Raw genomic sequence first — 13,841 nt, 5'->3', positions numbered from 1 at the left:
GTCGGATCAGAGGGTGCCGCTGTCCGGGACCGGTCGGCGGACCGTGAACTCGAGCGCGAGCTTCGGCGCCGTGCGCGTGTCGTAGACGACCGTGAGGTAGCGCTTCCCGATCCGGGCGCCGAGGGCCGTGAGGAACGGCGCCGCCTCGAGGAGTCGGCCGCGGTGCGGTTCCCGATCGACCGTCACGCAGGTCGTCTCGAGGAGGTCGGAGTGGTGGAGACGGCCGGTCGACGTGTTCCTGGGGGAGCGGACCGCGACGTGGCGGGGATCGCGGGCGCGGAGGACGTCGTTCGCGTGGGCGGCGAGCCGGGTCTCGAGGGCGTCCTTCCGGTCGCCCGGGCCCGCCTTCGCCGTGCGGACCGCGTCCCACAGGGTCGGATAGCGGATCTGCCGGATCTGCTCGACCATCCAGAGCGGCAGGCTCGACGACTCGGCCCTCTCGATGGCGGCGACCTGCTGCGGAGTGAGGTCGACGAAGTTCGACGGATGCGACCGGTTCAACGGATGCCGGTAGTAGGAGTACGAGAGCGAGATGCCGTCGACCCTCGCTCGATCACTGAGGGTCGCCGCGGCGAGCTCGGAGAGGTGCGGCTGGGCGGCGAATCCGAAGACGGGCCCGTCGAGGGACCGCAGGGTCGCCTCCACCCCGGACGGCTCCAGCGGATCTCGGGTCGTCACGGTGGCGGTCATCATGGATGGGCTGCTCCTGGAGGCGTCGGCTGCGGCGGAGAACGGTGCGCCGAACCCTCAGCGGAAGGACCACGTCCCTCCGAACCACTATCTTTATCGTAAAGTTACTTTACGACGAAGGTTTCTGTCTGCACAAGCCGTCGTAGGGTTCGCGAGTGGCCCGATTCGTCGCAAGAGCAGGCTCGTTCGCGCGGACGACGGAGTATCGAGATCGGCATCGCCGCCGGGACCGGTCCGAGTGTGTCGTCCGTCGCCGTTGGAACAGAGGAGCGGCTCGAGGGGCTGTCGTTGGTTCGGACTGACATAATGTGCATTATCGGATATCGCACGAAGGGCGCCTGGCGCTGGTTTCCCATGCCGACGGATCGTCGCCGACCCAGCGCCGACGACGACTACGCGCCGACGAAGTCCGTGATGTCGCCCACCAGGCGCGTGTTCTCCGCCGGGATCGGCTCGACGGCCGCCAGAGCGACCTCGGCGGCGAACTCTCCGACGTTGTAGAGCTTGCCGGCCGACTCGCGGCGCGAGCTGATCGCTCCGGGGTTCGAGCGCTCGAGCAGCGTCGCCGTGATGGTGCCCTCGATCATGTCGCCCGACACCACGACGAACTCGATGCCGCGCTCGGCGAGCTCGGGGATGCGGTCGCGCAGGGCGTCCTCACCCGCGCGCTTGGACAGCGCGACGGGCTCGTACTCGGGCATCGTCGGCGTCGAGCGGATGAAGTGGGCCTGGTGGCTCGTCACGAAGACGATGCGCGAGCCCTCGCCGAGCAGCGGCAGCGCCGCCTCGAGGGTCGCCACCTGGGAGTCGCGGTTCAGGACCATCGCGTAGTCCTCGCCCATGTTGCTCTCCATGCCGCCGGACGCGTTCAGGACCAGCACGTCCAGTCCCCCGAGCTCGTCCTGGATGCGGGCGAAGAGGTCGGTGCGCGACTGAGCGTCGGTGAGATCCGCTCCGACCGCGAAGGCCGAGCCGCCCGCGGCGACGATCTGGTCGACGAGCTTGTTCGCCCGCGGCGCCTTGGAGCGGTAGTTGACGACCACACGGGCGCCCGCCTCGGCGAAGTAGCGGATCGTGTCCGCGCCGATGCCGCGGGAGGAGCCGGTGACGAGGACGCGCTTGCCGTCGAGCGAGCCGGGAGCGAGGGGGTTGGACACGAGGAGATCCTCCAGGACGCCGATGCGAAGACCGGGGCGGGCACGATGACGGGCCGGGGCCCCGACAGGCGATCCTACCGAAACCGTCCGCCCCGCGCCCCTCGACCCGGCCGCCGACCCTCCCAGCCCGCTTCCGGGGGGCCTTGTTACGGTGGAACCGCTCATCCGGGGAAGGAGCAACCAGCATGGACGCTGTCCTCCAGTACGCCTGGATCCTCTGGCTCGCGCTGATCCTGATCTTCGTGATCGTCGAGATGATCACTCTCGAGTTCACGTTCCTGATGCTCGCCGTCGGCAGCGTCGGCGGACTCCTGACCGGCCTCGTCGGAGCGCCCTTCTGGGTGCAGGTCCCGGTCGCCGCGGTCCTCGCGGTGCTGCTGCTGCTGACCGTCCGACCGCCCCTGCTCCGCCTGCTCCGACGCGGCGGTGATCCGGCTCCGATCGGCGCCGACGCCCTGCTCGGACTCGCGGGAAGCGTCGTGATCGCTGGCGACGGTCCCGGCCAGGTCAAGCTGGCCAACGGCGAGACCTGGACGGCCCGCCTGTCGCCGCTCGTCGAATCACGTCCACTCGGTCTCGGCGAACGTGTCGTCGTCACCGCCATCGACGGCGCGACCGCTGTCGTCGTCCCCGCCGAAAGGAGCTCCTCGTGACCACCTCCGCACTCGTGACGACCATCGTCGTCGCGGTGATCGTCGTCTTCGCCCTGGTCGTCCTGTTCAAATCCATCAGGATCGTCCCGCAGGCCACCGCGGGGGTCGTCGAACGGCTCGGCAAGTACCACCGCACGCTGCTGCCGGGCCTCAACCTCGTCATCCCCTTCATCGACCGGGTGCGCCCCTCGGTCGATCTGCGCGAGCAGGTCGTCTCGTTCCCGCCCCAGCCGGTGATCACCGAGGACAACCTCGTCGTGTCGATCGACACGGTCGTCTACTTCCAGGTCACCGACGCCCGCGCGGCCACCTACGAGATCGCGAACTACCTCGGCGCCGTCGAGCAGCTCACGACGACCACACTCCGGAACGTGGTCGGTGGTCTGAACCTCGAGGAGGCGCTCACCTCCCGCGACAACATCAACGGACAGCTGCGCATCGTCCTCGACGAGGCCACCACCAAGTGGGGCATCCGCGTCGGCCGCGTGGAGCTCAAGGCGATCGACCCGCCCGCCTCCATCCAGGACTCGATGGAGAAGCAGATGCGCGCCGAGCGAGACCGCCGCGCCGTGATCCTCACCGCCGAGGGCACCAAGCAGTCGCAAATCCTGAACGCGGAGGGGCACCGCCAGGCGGCCATCCTCGCTGCGGAGGGAGACGCGAAGGCCGCGATCCTGCGCGCCGAAGGCGAGGCGAAGGCCATCACGACGGTGTTCGAGGCGATCCACCAGGGCCGTCCGGACAAGGAGCTGCTCGCGTACCAGTACCTGCAGACGCTCCCCAAGCTCGCCGACGGCAGCGCCAACAAGCTCTGGATCGTGCCGAGCGAGCTGACCGAGGCGCTGAAGGGCATCGGTGCCGCGTTCGGCCCGAAGGGCCAGGACCCCGAGCGTCCGCAGGACACCGCGGTCACTCCCCCGGCGCCGCGCTTCTAGGGTCCGCGCACCGTGAGCGACAGGCGGCCGCCGTTCCTCCGGGGACGGCGGCCGCGCGTCATCGCCCACCGCGGCTTCGGGCCGAGCCGGATCGGCAACACCCTGGGTGCGTTCGAGCGGGCACTGGAAGCCGGCGCCGACCTGCTCGAGACCGACGTCCGAGCCTCTCTCGACGGAGTCGCCGTCCTCGTCCACGACGAGGTCGTCCGTGATGCCGAAGGTCGGCCCCACCGGATCGACGCCGAGCGCTGGGAGGACCTCGCGCATCTCGTCCTCCCGGGCGGAGAGACGCTGCTGAGCCTCGAGGACGCACTGCGGCTGCTGCCCGACGCCCTCCTGAACATCGACGTGAAGGCTCGCGCCGCGGTGGTCCCCACTGCACGTGCCGTCGACCGGCAGGGAGCGGGCGACCGCGTCCTGATCACCTCCTTCTCGGAGTCCCGCCGCGCGTCGACCGCGCGGCTGCTCCCCGGAGTGGCCACATCCGCGTCCGCCCCCCGCTTCCTGGCGGCGCTGATCGGAGCGCACCTCCGTCTCCCCGCGCTCGTGCAGCTCGCGCTGCACGGGATGGACGCGCTCCAGGTCCCGGATTCGGCGCTCGGCCTGCGCGTCGCCACTCCCCCGATCCTCGCGCGCCTTCGGGTCACCGGGGCCGAGATCCATCTGTGGACCATCAACGACGCGCAGCGGATGACCCGGCTGCTCGCCCTGGGCGTCGACGGACTCGTCACCGACCGGACGGACCTCGCGCGCCGCGCCGTCGATGACCGGAAATCCCCTCTCACCTGAAGGTTCTCTGGCAAAGGAGACGACCGCAAGACCACCTCCAGGTACGCGGTCGACACTTGTCGGAGTACAGCGAGAGGAGACCACACAATGGCAGATCGAAGCTTGCGAGGAATGAGACTGGGTTCTCAGAGCCTGCAGAGCGAGGAGGGTGTCGTCTTCTCACCGCGTTCGACGCACACCTACCACTGCACGAACTGCGGCCACGACACCGACATGGTGTTCTCGGCCGACGCCGAGGCGCCGGAGACCTGGGAGTGCCGCGCGTGCGGTCACGAGGCCACCCTCCTGGTGGACTCGAAGCCCGTCGTCGTCGACCGCGGTGAGCAGAAGGCGCCCCGTACCCACTGGGACATGCTGCTCGAGCGCCGCACCCGCGCGGAGCTGGAGGAGCTGCTCGAGGAGCGGCTCGCCTACCTGCGCGCCCGTCGAGGCGAGCACAAGATCGGCGCTTAGCGCCGGTCTGCGTCCCGGGGCCGGGGAGCGCGCGTCCGCAGGACGAACGAGACCAGGCCCGTGAGACCTGCGGCGAGGACGTACCAGCCGAGGTTCCGGGACCACACCAGAGCCGGGGTCGTGGTGGAGGCGAGGGGGACCTCGTCCACCATGGCACCCGGCTCGAACCATGTCAGGGAGTCGAGCGTCGAGCCGTCGGGTGCGATGATCGCGCTCGCGCCGACCGTCGAGATGTTCACCACGCTCCGGCCGGTCTCGATCGCCCTCAACCGCGCGATCGCGAGCTGCTGGACGCTCTCGTCCGTGCGCCCGAAGTCGGCGTTGTTCGTCTGGGCGAGGATGATCTCGGCGTCGCCGTCGATCATCGCATTCGTCAGGGCGTCGTCCGAGATGTCGAAGCAGATCGCGATGCCCGCCAGCACGCCGTCGATGTCGAACACGTTCGGCCGGGTGCCGATCGAGTAGTCCCGGCTCACCAGATCGACGAGGTCCGGGGCGAACATCCGCCAGAACGCCCTATCCGGCATGTACTCGGCGAACGGCACCGGATGCACCTTGTCGTAGACCTGAGTCGCGCCCTCCCCCGCCTTCCACAGCAGCGAGCTGTTGTAGAAGACGTCCTCCTCGGGGTTCGTGATCGTACCGACGATGAACGGAGCGTCCATGGTGCGGCTGAGGTAGTCGAGCACCGCTGCCGACTGGGCGTTGCGCGTCGGATCGATGTCGACGCCGTTCTCGGGCCAGACGACCATGTCGACGTCCTCGTCGAGCACGGGAAGAGTCGCGGAAGTGTGGTCCTCGAGGATCTGCCCGCGGTAGCTCTCCGAGAAGAGGCCCGCGTCGGAGTCGCCCTGGATCGCCGCGATACTGGTCGTCCCGTCGGTCGGCGCCGGCCACGCGGGGAACACCAGGGCGACGATCGCGAAGCCGGCGACCGTCGCGACTCGGGCGGTGCCGGGGACCGAGACCTCACGGACGGCCTGCGCCAGGAGCGCCGCGAGGAACGCCACCACGAAGCTCAGCCCGGTGAATCCGATCCAGGCGGCGAGATCGGCCAGCGGGCCCGTCGACTGCGAGAGCGCGAGCCTCCCCCAGGCGAAGCCGCCGTACGGCCAGACGCTCGTGATCGTCTCGCGGCCCGCCCAGAGTGCGGCGAGCAGGGCCGGGATGCCGACCATGCGCCCGAGCGGTCCGGTCCAGACGAAGTGGCCGCGGGTGGACACGAGCGCCATCAGACCGGCGGAGAGGGCGAAGAAGATCGCCTGGAGTCCCGCCAGGGCCGCCCACGGGACGGGCCCGAGGTACAGCGTCAGCCACTCGATGTGGACGCCCCAGAACACGCCGCCGCCGACGAGGCCCACCAGCGCACCGCTCCAGAAGCCGCGACCGGCGAGCGCGAACAGGATCGCCGCGGCGCCCACGATCGCGAGCGGCCAGACGTCGGTGTCCGGGAACCCGCGGTCCAGGACCGCTCCCCCGAGCGCGGCGAGGATCAGCGCGAGCCACAGCGGTGCCGTGCGCCCCGGAGGCGCAGGAGTCGCTCCGGTCATGCGACCGCGGAGTAGGCGACGATGCCCCGGCGCACGAGGTCGAATGCCGTGCGGGCGGCGCGGCCGACCTTGCCGTCGGCGACCACCGAGAGCTGATCGAGGAGGTCGATGGTCTGCTTCGCCCACCGGACGAAGTCTCCGGCCGCCATGTCGGCTTCGCGCAGGACGGCGTCCAAGGGCATCCCGCGGGCCCACATGTTCATCGCGAGCGCGAGGCTCGTCGAGATCGGGTTGCTGCCGGGAAGCCGGTGGTCGCGCTCGACGTCGTCGAGTCGCGCCCAGAGCAGCTGCGTCTTCTCGAGCGCCTCGGGGAAGCCTCCGCGCGGCAGGAACTTCTCGTTGAGCGTCCCCTCCTCGCGCCGCGGCTCGAAGACGAGGCAGCAGGCCATCGCCGCGAGGCCGGCCGGGTCGAGCTCCGTCCACGCCTGCTTCCGGAGGCACTCCGCGACGAGCAGATCGCGCTCCCCGTAGATGCGGCGCAGGGTCCGCCCGTTCGGCGTGAGTGAGAGCTCGCCCGCGTCGTCGCGCCGGAAGTAGCCCAGCTCGAGGAGGACCTCGGTGATGCGGTCGAAGACCTTGGCCACCGCTCCGGTGCGCGAGCGGATCTGGCGCTCGATCTCGTCGGTCTCCCGGCGGAGCTTCCACCACCGCTCGGCCCAGCGCGCGTGCTGCTCCCGATCGGTGCAGGCGTGGCAGGGGTGCGCCTTCATCCGGCGACGGAGCGAGGTCAGCTGCCCCTGCCTCTTTTCGCGCTCGGCGTGCGAGGCGGACTCCCCCCGGATCGCGCCGCGGCGCTCGAGCTCGCTGATCTCGCGCCGGATGGCGGCGTACTGCTCGAAGTCGCCCAGGTGGCACTGCATCGCCGTGACGTAGCCGTCGAGCGACTCCTCCTGCTGGCGCACCCGTCGCGCGAGGTCGACGACGGAGCGGTCGGCCTGGAACTGGGCGAACGAGGACTCGAGGATCTCGCGCGTGCGCGTCCGGCCGAACTGCTCGATGAGGTTGCAGGCCATGTTGTAGCTCGGCCGGAAGCTCGAGTTCAGCGGGTACGTCCGGCGCGAGGCCAGCGACGCCACCGCCTGCGGATTCATCCCGCCGCGCCACTGGATGACGGAGTGGCCCTCGACGTCGATGCCGCGCCGGCCCGCGCGACCGGTCAGCTGGGTGTACTCCCCCGGAGTGATGGGGACGCGGGCCTCGCCGTTGAACTTCTCGAGCTTCTCGAGCACGACCGTGCGGGCGGGCATGTTGATGCCGAGCGCGAGGGTCTCGGTGGCGAAGACGACGCGCACGAGCTTGCGCAGGAACAGCTCCTCGACGACCTCCTTGAAGGCGGGGAGCATGCCCGCGTGGTGGGCGGCGACCCCGCGCTGCAGTCCGTCGAGCCACTCCCAGTAGCCCAGGACGGCGAGGTCCTCGTCGCGGATGGTGCGGCAGCGCTCCTCCACGATGGCGCGGATCTCGTCGCGCTCGTGCCGCTCGGTGAGCCGGACCCCCGAGCGCAGCACCTGGCGCACCGCCTGGTCGCAGCCTGCCCGGCTGAAGACGAAGAAGATGGCGGGGAGGAGGTTCTTGCCCTCGAGGATCTCCACGACCTCGGAGCGCTGGACGAGATCGTCGGCCGGACGGGTGTCCTGGAACCGACCACGACCCCGGCCGCGCGGGCCTCCCCTGCCGCCGCGCTCGACGCGCGTCCCGCCCTGAGCGAGACGCGCCAGCTCGGGGTTGACCCGGTTCGTCGCTGCCCGGCCCGAGGAGTCGAACAGGTCGAGCAGCTTGCCGCCGACGAGCACGTGCTGATCCAGCGGCACCGGGCGCTCCTCCGACACGATGACCTCGGTCTCGCCCCGGACGGTCTGCAGCCAGTCGCCGAACTCCTCGGCGTTCGACACCGTCGCGCTGAGCGAGACGAGGCGGACACGCTGCGGCAGGTGGATGATGACCTCCTCCCACACCGCCCCGCGGAAGCGGTCGGCGAGGTAGTGCACCTCGTCCATCACCACGTACGCGAGATCGCGCAGCAGATCCGAGTCGGCGTAGAGCATGTTCCGCAGGACCTCGGTCGTCATGACGACGATGCGGGCCCGGGCGTTGACGTTCGAGTCGCCGGTCAGGAGGCCCACCTCGGACGCGCCGTAGTCCTCGACGAACTCCTGGAACTTCTGGTTGCTGAGCGCCTTCATCGGCGTCGTGTAGAAGACCTTGGCGGTCGGGTCCTGCATGGCGAGGTGGATCGCGAACTCGGCGACGGCGGTCTTCCCCGCACCCGTGGGGGCCGCGACCAGGACGCTCCGACCGCCGTCGAGAGCGCTGCACGCCTCGTACTGGAACGGATCGAGGTCGAACGCGAGGGTCGAGCGGAACGACTCGACCCTCGCGTGGCCCTGGCGGGTGCGGAACGCGGCGAACCGCTCCGACGGGGACTGATCGCTCACGCGGGCAGGTCGGAGGCGGTGCCGTCGAACACCGGCTGGCGCTTCGCGACGCGACGGTCGTGGAGGATCGCGATGCCGCACGCGAGGAAGAACAGCACGATGATCGGGATCGCGAGCAGGAACATCGAGATCGGGTCCGCCGCGGGAGTCGCGATCGCGGTGAAGAAGACGATCACCATGATCGCGATGCGCCACGACTTCAGGATCAGCATGCCGGGCAGGATCCCGAGGAAGTTCAGCAGCACCAGGAACACCGGCAGCACGAACGCGATGCCGACCATCAGGACGAGCTTGAGCACGAAGTCGTAGTAGTACTTCGCATCGATGAAGCTCGCCGCGTTGTCCCCGGTGAAGCCGGTGAGCAGCTCGACGATGTGCGGGAAGACGAACCAGCCCGCCGCGCATCCGGCGAAGAAGAGCGGAATGGCGGTCAGGATGAACCCGAGCCCGTACCGCATCTCCTTCTTGGTGAGACCGGGGACGAGGAACGCCCAGATCTGGTAGAGCCACACCGGGCTCGCAATCACGATGCCGACCGTCATGGCGATCTGGAGGCGCAGATCGAAGGCGCCCGCGATCGTCGGGAAGTTGAGGATCGCCTCTTTGCCCTGGGTCGACGCCACCTCGAGGATGGGCGCCTTGAGCGACTCGAAGACCCACTCCGAGACGAACCATCCGGCGATGCAACCGAGAACGATCGCGATCGCCGACTTGAAGAGCCGGTTGCGGAGCTCGATCAGGTGAGCGCCGAGGGACATGCGCCCCTCGGGATCCTTCCCCGATCGCTTCGTCCGTGGCTTCTTCGCTGCCACGGACGTCATTACTTGAGCGGTGACTCGGGCGGCGTGGTCGTGCCGGTGCCGGTGGTCGAGCCGGTGGTGGTACCGGTGGACGACGCGGGACCCTCGGTGGAGCGCTCGGAGCCGTCCTCCTCCTTCATGGTCTTGACCTCGCTCTTGAAGATGCGCATCGACTGGCCGACGCTGCGCGCGAGCTGCGGGAGCTTGGGCGCACCGAAGAGCAGGAGGATCACGGCGAGGATGATGAGGAGGTGCCACCCCTGGAGGCCAGCGAACATTGCAGACTCACTTTGCTTGTCGGTTGCGGTGTACCAGGAGCTTACCCCGTTCGACTCGCGCCGACCGGCGATCCTCGGTCCTGTCACGGCGGGAGTCGCGACGCGACTCGTGGGCCCGTCGCACCGCGTCGCGATCGGCGAAGAGCGACGACGGGGGCCGGTCGACGACCGGATCGCCGCCCTCGGGCTGGATCGCGTCGAGCTTCGCGGTGAGCTCGTCGAGCTGCCCGAGCAGAGCGCGACCCCTGCGCCAGTACGACACCAAGAAGAGCGCGAGCACCGCCAGCGCGGCGATCGCGAGCACCGCCCAGATCAGGATCCACGACCACCAGGTCACGACTCCTCCTCCCCGTTGGCCCGCAGAGCTGCGAGAGTCCACTGGGCGACGGCGACGCGAGCGGCGGGCGGAGCGACGACGGTCACGAGGCCGGGCAGGGAGGCGACCAGGCGGGTGAGGCCCTCCAGGTGCGCGACGCGGATCCGGACGAGCACTCCCTGCTCCGCCTCATCGGCGGGAACCGGCGGGAACTCGGCGTCCACGGCGTAGTCGCCGAGGAGCGGGACGGAGCTCGGCGCGACGCGGAGATCGACGAGCAGATCGGAGTCGGACGCCTCGAAGAGGCGGTCCGGCAGCGTGACCTCGTTGCGGCGGCGCAGGATCGGCGATCCGGTGTCGGCGAGACCGCGCATCCGATCGACGCGGAACGTGCGCACGCCCTCGCGGAGGTGGCACCAGCCGCGGAGGTACCAGTCGCGGTCGACGGACTCGAGGAGGAAGGGGTCGACCAGTCGCGACTCCGTCTCGCCGCGGGCGTTGCGGTAGTCGAAGGCGAGCTGGGTCCCCGAGGCCAGAGCGGTCCGGATCACCTCGAGCCCGGCATCGGCTCCGGTGCCGCGCGCGACGGCCACCGCGCTCGGCGCCGAGGAGGCTCCGCGCGACAACTTGCCCATCAGGGCGGCGATGCGGTCGTTGCCCTGGTTCTCGGGCAGGGCGGCGAGGTACTGCATGCCGGCGATAAGCGCGGCCGCCTCCCGCGCCGAGAAGCGGGGCGAGTCGTCGATGGCGACCTGCTGGGTCAGGACGACGTGGTCGTTCTCCTCGAAGTCGTCCCAGCTGATGTCGAACAGGTCGTTCGCCTGGTACTGGGCCGTCTCTCCCGGGATGCCCGACACGGCGATGAGGCGGACGGCGCGCCGCACCTCCTCCGGGGCGATGTCGAAGTGCTCGGCGACCTCGCCGACGCTGACCCGGCCGCGGTCGAGCAGGTACGGGACGAGGGAGAGCAGGACCGCGAGGCGGTCGCGGGCCTGGAGCGTGCGGGGCCTAGCCATCGTGACTCCCTCCGGGGTCGGACTGCAGGCGGTGGTCGGACAGGGAGCGGCGCAGGCGGCGGACCACCGCGTCGCGCAGCTCGAGCGGCTCGAGGACGACGACCTCCGGACCGTAGCCCGCGAGCTCGTCCGCCAGGATGTCGGCGTCGGTGAAGTGGAGGCGGAGCAGGTGCTCGCCCTCCCCCGCCGTCTCGGCACGGCGGCCGAGGCGCAGTGCAGCATCGGAGTCCGGCGCCACCCTCAGGAGCGCGGTGTTGCGGCGCAGCACGTCGTCGAGCTGAGCGAGCGCCGCGACCGCGTGGTCCCCCTCCTCCGGTGGGAACGTGCGGCCCGTCGACGCCACCGGCCCGACGATGCGGGAGAGGAGGAAGGTGCGCGTCCCCTCCGCGCCCTCGTCCCAGGCGTGCAGGTGCCAGCGGCCCTGATGGTTGACGAGGGCCCGCGGCCGGACGATGCGCACGCGCGGCTCGGCGGCGCCGGGCTTGAGGTAGGGGAAGCGGACGACCTGACCGCGGTCGAGCGCGGTGCTCAGCGGCTCGAAGGACGCTTCGCGGACCCGGATGGACGGGCTGATCCCGATCACGGGGTCGACGGACTCCACGCCGATCGAGCGAAGCTTGATCAGCGCTCGGCGGGACTCGGCCGAGAGAGTGCCCTCCCGCCACACCGCGCCGGCGAGGCGGAGCAGGGCGACCTCCTCCGGATCGAAGGAGATGTCGGCGGGGAGGTCGTAGCTGCGCTTCGCGATGCGGTAGCGCACGGTCTGCGTGTTGCCCGGGTCCCCCGGGGCGTCGACCGTCTCGATCGGGATGCCGAGCTCGCGCAGATCGTCCTTGTCGCGCTCGAACTGCCGCTCGAGCGAGGCGCGATCGCCGCGGTCGGACCGCTGGCGGTAGCCCTGCACGGTCGAGAGGACGTCCGACTTGGTCAGTCCGTTCTCGGCGGCCACGAGGGCGAGCACGAGGTTGAACAGACGCTCCTCGGCCGGGATGCGGCTCGAGGGAGAAGCATCGGCGGGCACGCCCTCCAGTCTAGGGCGCAATTGGTCCCATCGATCTCGAGGATCATCCTCGCAGCCGCGTGCCAAAGGCTTTTGTTAGGACTCCAGTTAGATACTGCAAAAATCTCAGGGCCCGAGGAGCTATCGCTACCCACCTACGTGTGACCGTCGACCTGCAACGCCAAATTCGCTTGAACCGATCCATTTCCGTAACGAGATGACGTCAATTTAGGCGCCAGCAGTCCCGGAGGACCAGATGGCACGATTTCCTTCCCAGAGTGGCTTATTGTAAAGTACCAAGTTGCCATCCGCCTGCATCACAAGATTATGAACGCCGTATTGGTTTGCCGTTCCTGTGGACCACCAGACTCGCTGAGTCCACGGAGGAAGATTATAAATGACGACATTGCCGTCACCCTGAAATTTGAGTGTCTTCGACGAAGATGACGATGAATTGGACGACCAGACTGCCCGAGATCCCTTGTAGACTACGAAATTACCGTCGCCTTGAAACACTGCTTTGAATGACCCTTGCGTAAGGCAGAACGTTCCTGCTCTGAAGTCACGTTCCTGGTGAAAAACGTTTCCGTAGCTGTATGAACTTTGGGAACCGCAACTGATCGGCGGTTCGGAAGCGGCTTGAGCTGGCGCCGCGAGGAAGAGGTTAGTTCCCGCGACCAGACCGATGGCCAGGCCCCCTGCCAACAACCGATCCCGCACTTTTCCCCGCATAACAACATCCCCCTCTTAGCCAAGAATATCAATGACAAAGATGAGTGTAGATCCAGCTGGAATCTTCGGATTGTCAGTGTCGCCATATCCTTCGTCCGGTGGCACGATCGCGATGACCTGCGAGCCGACGGGCTGGTCGATGAGGGCCTCGGCGAAGCCGGGGATCACTCCGCCCTGGGTCGTGGAGCCGTCGGCCGCGGTGAAGACGACCGGCGCGCCCTTCTCCCAGCTGGAGTCGAAGGTCTCGCCCGTGCTCCAGAGCCAGCCGGTGTAGGCGACGACGACCTGGTCGCCCTCCTCGACGACCTCGCCGTCGCCCTTCTTCAGCTGCGCGATCTCGAGCTCGGTCGGAGCGTCGCCCGAGGGCTTCGCCAGCCCCGGCTGACCGTTCTCGTCGAGAGTCACGGTCGGGAAGCCGCTGGGAGCGGGCTGCTGCTCGCCGTTCGCGCGGGCGAGCGAGGCGCTCTGCACGTCGGCGACCAGGACGAGGGTGTCCTCGGGCGAGATGCCGAGCTGGGCCGAGGACTCGCCGAAGCCGTCCTCCGGGGCGATCGCGATCGCGACGCGAGAGCCGACCTGCGTGCAGAGCAGGCCGTCGTTCAGGCCCACCAGGCCGGAGCCGCCCACGGCGAAGCGTGCGGTGCTCTCGCCGTCGTACGGGGAGGCCTCGAGCACGCTGCCGTCGGCGCCGTTGACGAGCGTGTAGTCGATCGTGACCAGCTGGCCCTTCTCCAGCGGGTCGCCCGAGCCCTCGATCAGGGTGCTGACCTGCGAGGTCGAGACCTTCAGCGGGCTCGGCACCGTCACGTCGGGCTGCGAGCCGAAGTCGCCGCTCGCCTCGACCGCCGACGACGAGTCGCCGGAGGAGAAGGGGGCGTCGCAGTCGGCCGTCGGCGAGGACGCGGAGCATCCCGCGAGAGCGGCGACGATGCCGATGCTGGCGATGAGCGCGGTGGTGCGGCGCACGGGTCCTCTATTCGACGGGTGGAGCGGGGGCCCGGGTGCGGGGCCATCGAGACGGCGGCCCGGAGGCCGGA

At 69.3% G+C, this 13,841-nt stretch carries 14 protein-coding genes; 4 read left to right on the top strand and 10 right to left on the bottom strand.

What is annotated here, in order from left to right; genetic code table 11:
* Nucleotides 1–6 precede the first annotated feature (6 nt).
* On the bottom strand, nucleotides 7–693 hold the full coding sequence (locus tag ASF48_RS12610) for a hypothetical protein (protein WP_055792149.1): 687 nt from the start codon (nucleotides 691–693) through the stop codon (nucleotides 7–9).
* A gap of 389 nt (nucleotides 694–1,082) precedes the next feature.
* Nucleotides 1,083–1,847 carry an SDR family oxidoreductase gene (locus ASF48_RS12605; protein WP_055792146.1) on the bottom strand — a complete coding sequence of 255 codons (765 nt, stop codon included), beginning with the start codon at nucleotides 1,845–1,847 and terminating at the stop codon, nucleotides 1,083–1,085.
* 185 nt (nucleotides 1,848–2,032) lie between these two features.
* On the opposite strand from ASF48_RS12605, the gene ASF48_RS12600 reads away from it, so the two are divergent.
* The 4 genes from ASF48_RS12600 (at nucleotide 2,033) to ASF48_RS12585 (ending at nucleotide 4,677) form a co-directional block, all read left to right on the top strand.
* Nucleotides 2,033–2,500, top strand: coding sequence for an NfeD family protein (locus ASF48_RS12600; protein ID WP_055792143.1), 468 nt, complete (start codon nucleotides 2,033–2,035; stop codon nucleotides 2,498–2,500).
* Nucleotides 2,497–3,435: an SPFH domain-containing protein gene (locus ASF48_RS12595; protein ID WP_055792140.1), complete on the top strand. Its 939-nt coding sequence runs from the start codon at nucleotides 2,497–2,499 to the stop codon at nucleotides 3,433–3,435. The genes ASF48_RS12600 and ASF48_RS12595 overlap by 4 nt, the downstream gene beginning before the upstream one ends.
* Nucleotides 3,436–3,447: 12 nt before the next feature.
* Entirely contained in the window at nucleotides 3,448–4,224 is a 777-nt protein-coding gene (locus ASF48_RS12590; RefSeq protein ID WP_055792137.1) for a glycerophosphodiester phosphodiesterase family protein, read from the top strand.
* An 87-nt stretch (nucleotides 4,225–4,311) separates the two neighbouring features.
* On the top strand, nucleotides 4,312–4,677 hold the full coding sequence (locus ASF48_RS12585; protein WP_055792134.1) for an RNA polymerase-binding protein RbpA: 366 nt from the start codon (nucleotides 4,312–4,314) through the stop codon (nucleotides 4,675–4,677).
* On the opposite strand, the gene lnt is transcribed toward ASF48_RS12585, so the two are convergent.
* The 8 genes from lnt to ASF48_RS12545 all read right to left on the bottom strand — a co-directional run bounded on the left by lnt (nucleotide 4,674) and on the right by ASF48_RS12545 (nucleotide 13,770).
* The gene (gene lnt, locus ASF48_RS12580; RefSeq protein ID WP_055792131.1) at nucleotides 4,674–6,227 is read right to left on the bottom strand and encodes an apolipoprotein N-acyltransferase; all 1,554 of its coding nucleotides are present in this window, start codon (nucleotides 6,225–6,227) and stop codon (nucleotides 4,674–4,676) included. The genes ASF48_RS12585 and lnt overlap by 4 nt on opposite strands.
* Nucleotides 6,224–8,662 (bottom strand): DEAD/DEAH box helicase, encoded by a 2,439-nt coding sequence (locus ASF48_RS12575; RefSeq protein WP_055792128.1) that lies wholly within the window; start codon nucleotides 8,660–8,662, stop codon nucleotides 6,224–6,226. Before ASF48_RS12575 ends, lnt begins: the two co-directional genes overlap by 4 nt.
* A complete protein-coding gene (gene tatC, locus ASF48_RS12570) occupies nucleotides 8,659–9,420 on the bottom strand; it encodes a twin-arginine translocase subunit TatC (RefSeq protein WP_055792125.1) in 762 nt (253 codons plus the stop codon). The genes ASF48_RS12575 and tatC overlap by 4 nt, the downstream gene beginning before the upstream one ends.
* Before the next feature lie 62 nt (nucleotides 9,421–9,482).
* A complete protein-coding gene (tatA, locus tag ASF48_RS12565) occupies nucleotides 9,483–9,740 on the bottom strand; it encodes a Sec-independent protein translocase subunit TatA (RefSeq protein WP_055792117.1) in 258 nt (85 codons plus the stop codon).
* 7 nt (nucleotides 9,741–9,747) lie between these two features.
* Complete coding sequence (locus tag ASF48_RS12560) at nucleotides 9,748–10,077, bottom strand: hypothetical protein (RefSeq protein WP_055792115.1); 330 nt, start codon at nucleotides 10,075–10,077, stop codon at nucleotides 9,748–9,750.
* A complete protein-coding gene (locus tag ASF48_RS12555) occupies nucleotides 10,074–11,072 on the bottom strand; it encodes a helix-turn-helix transcriptional regulator (protein ID WP_055792112.1) in 999 nt (332 codons plus the stop codon). Before ASF48_RS12555 ends, ASF48_RS12560 begins: the two co-directional genes overlap by 4 nt.
* Nucleotides 11,065–12,093, bottom strand: a complete 1,029-nt coding sequence (locus ASF48_RS12550) for a helix-turn-helix transcriptional regulator (RefSeq protein WP_055792109.1) — start codon at nucleotides 12,091–12,093, stop codon at nucleotides 11,065–11,067. The genes ASF48_RS12555 and ASF48_RS12550 overlap by 8 nt, the downstream gene beginning before the upstream one ends.
* A gap of 726 nt (nucleotides 12,094–12,819) precedes the next feature.
* Nucleotides 12,820–13,770, bottom strand: a complete 951-nt coding sequence (locus ASF48_RS12545; protein WP_055792106.1) for an FKBP-type peptidyl-prolyl cis-trans isomerase — start codon at nucleotides 13,768–13,770, stop codon at nucleotides 12,820–12,822.
* Between the last annotated feature and the right edge of the window lie 71 nt (nucleotides 13,771–13,841).

Source organism: Rathayibacter sp. Leaf299 (genome assembly GCF_001423055.1).
Classification (GTDB): domain Bacteria; phylum Actinomycetota; class Actinomycetes; order Actinomycetales; family Microbacteriaceae; genus Rathayibacter; species Rathayibacter caricis.
This window is presented reverse-complemented; position numbering and strand designations above follow the sequence as displayed.

Coding starts and splice junctions, on each gene's coding strand:
- ASF48_RS12610 (WP_055792149.1), bottom strand. CDS start 693: ATGATGACCGCCACCGTGACGACCCGAGATCCGCTGGAGCCGTCCGGG.
- ASF48_RS12600 (WP_055792143.1), top strand. CDS start 2,033: ATGGACGCTGTCCTCCAGTACGCCTGGATCCTCTGGCTCGCGCTGATC.
- ASF48_RS12585 (WP_055792134.1), top strand. CDS start 4,312: ATGGCAGATCGAAGCTTGCGAGGAATGAGACTGGGTTCTCAGAGCCTG.
- lnt (WP_055792131.1), bottom strand. CDS start 6,227: ATGACCGGAGCGACTCCTGCGCCTCCGGGGCGCACGGCACCGCTGTGG.
- tatC (WP_055792125.1), bottom strand. CDS start 9,420: ATGTCCCTCGGCGCTCACCTGATCGAGCTCCGCAACCGGCTCTTCAAG.
- tatA (WP_055792117.1), bottom strand. CDS start 9,740: ATGTTCGCTGGCCTCCAGGGGTGGCACCTCCTCATCATCCTCGCCGTG.
- ASF48_RS12555 (WP_055792112.1), bottom strand. CDS start 11,072: ATGGCTAGGCCCCGCACGCTCCAGGCCCGCGACCGCCTCGCGGTCCTG.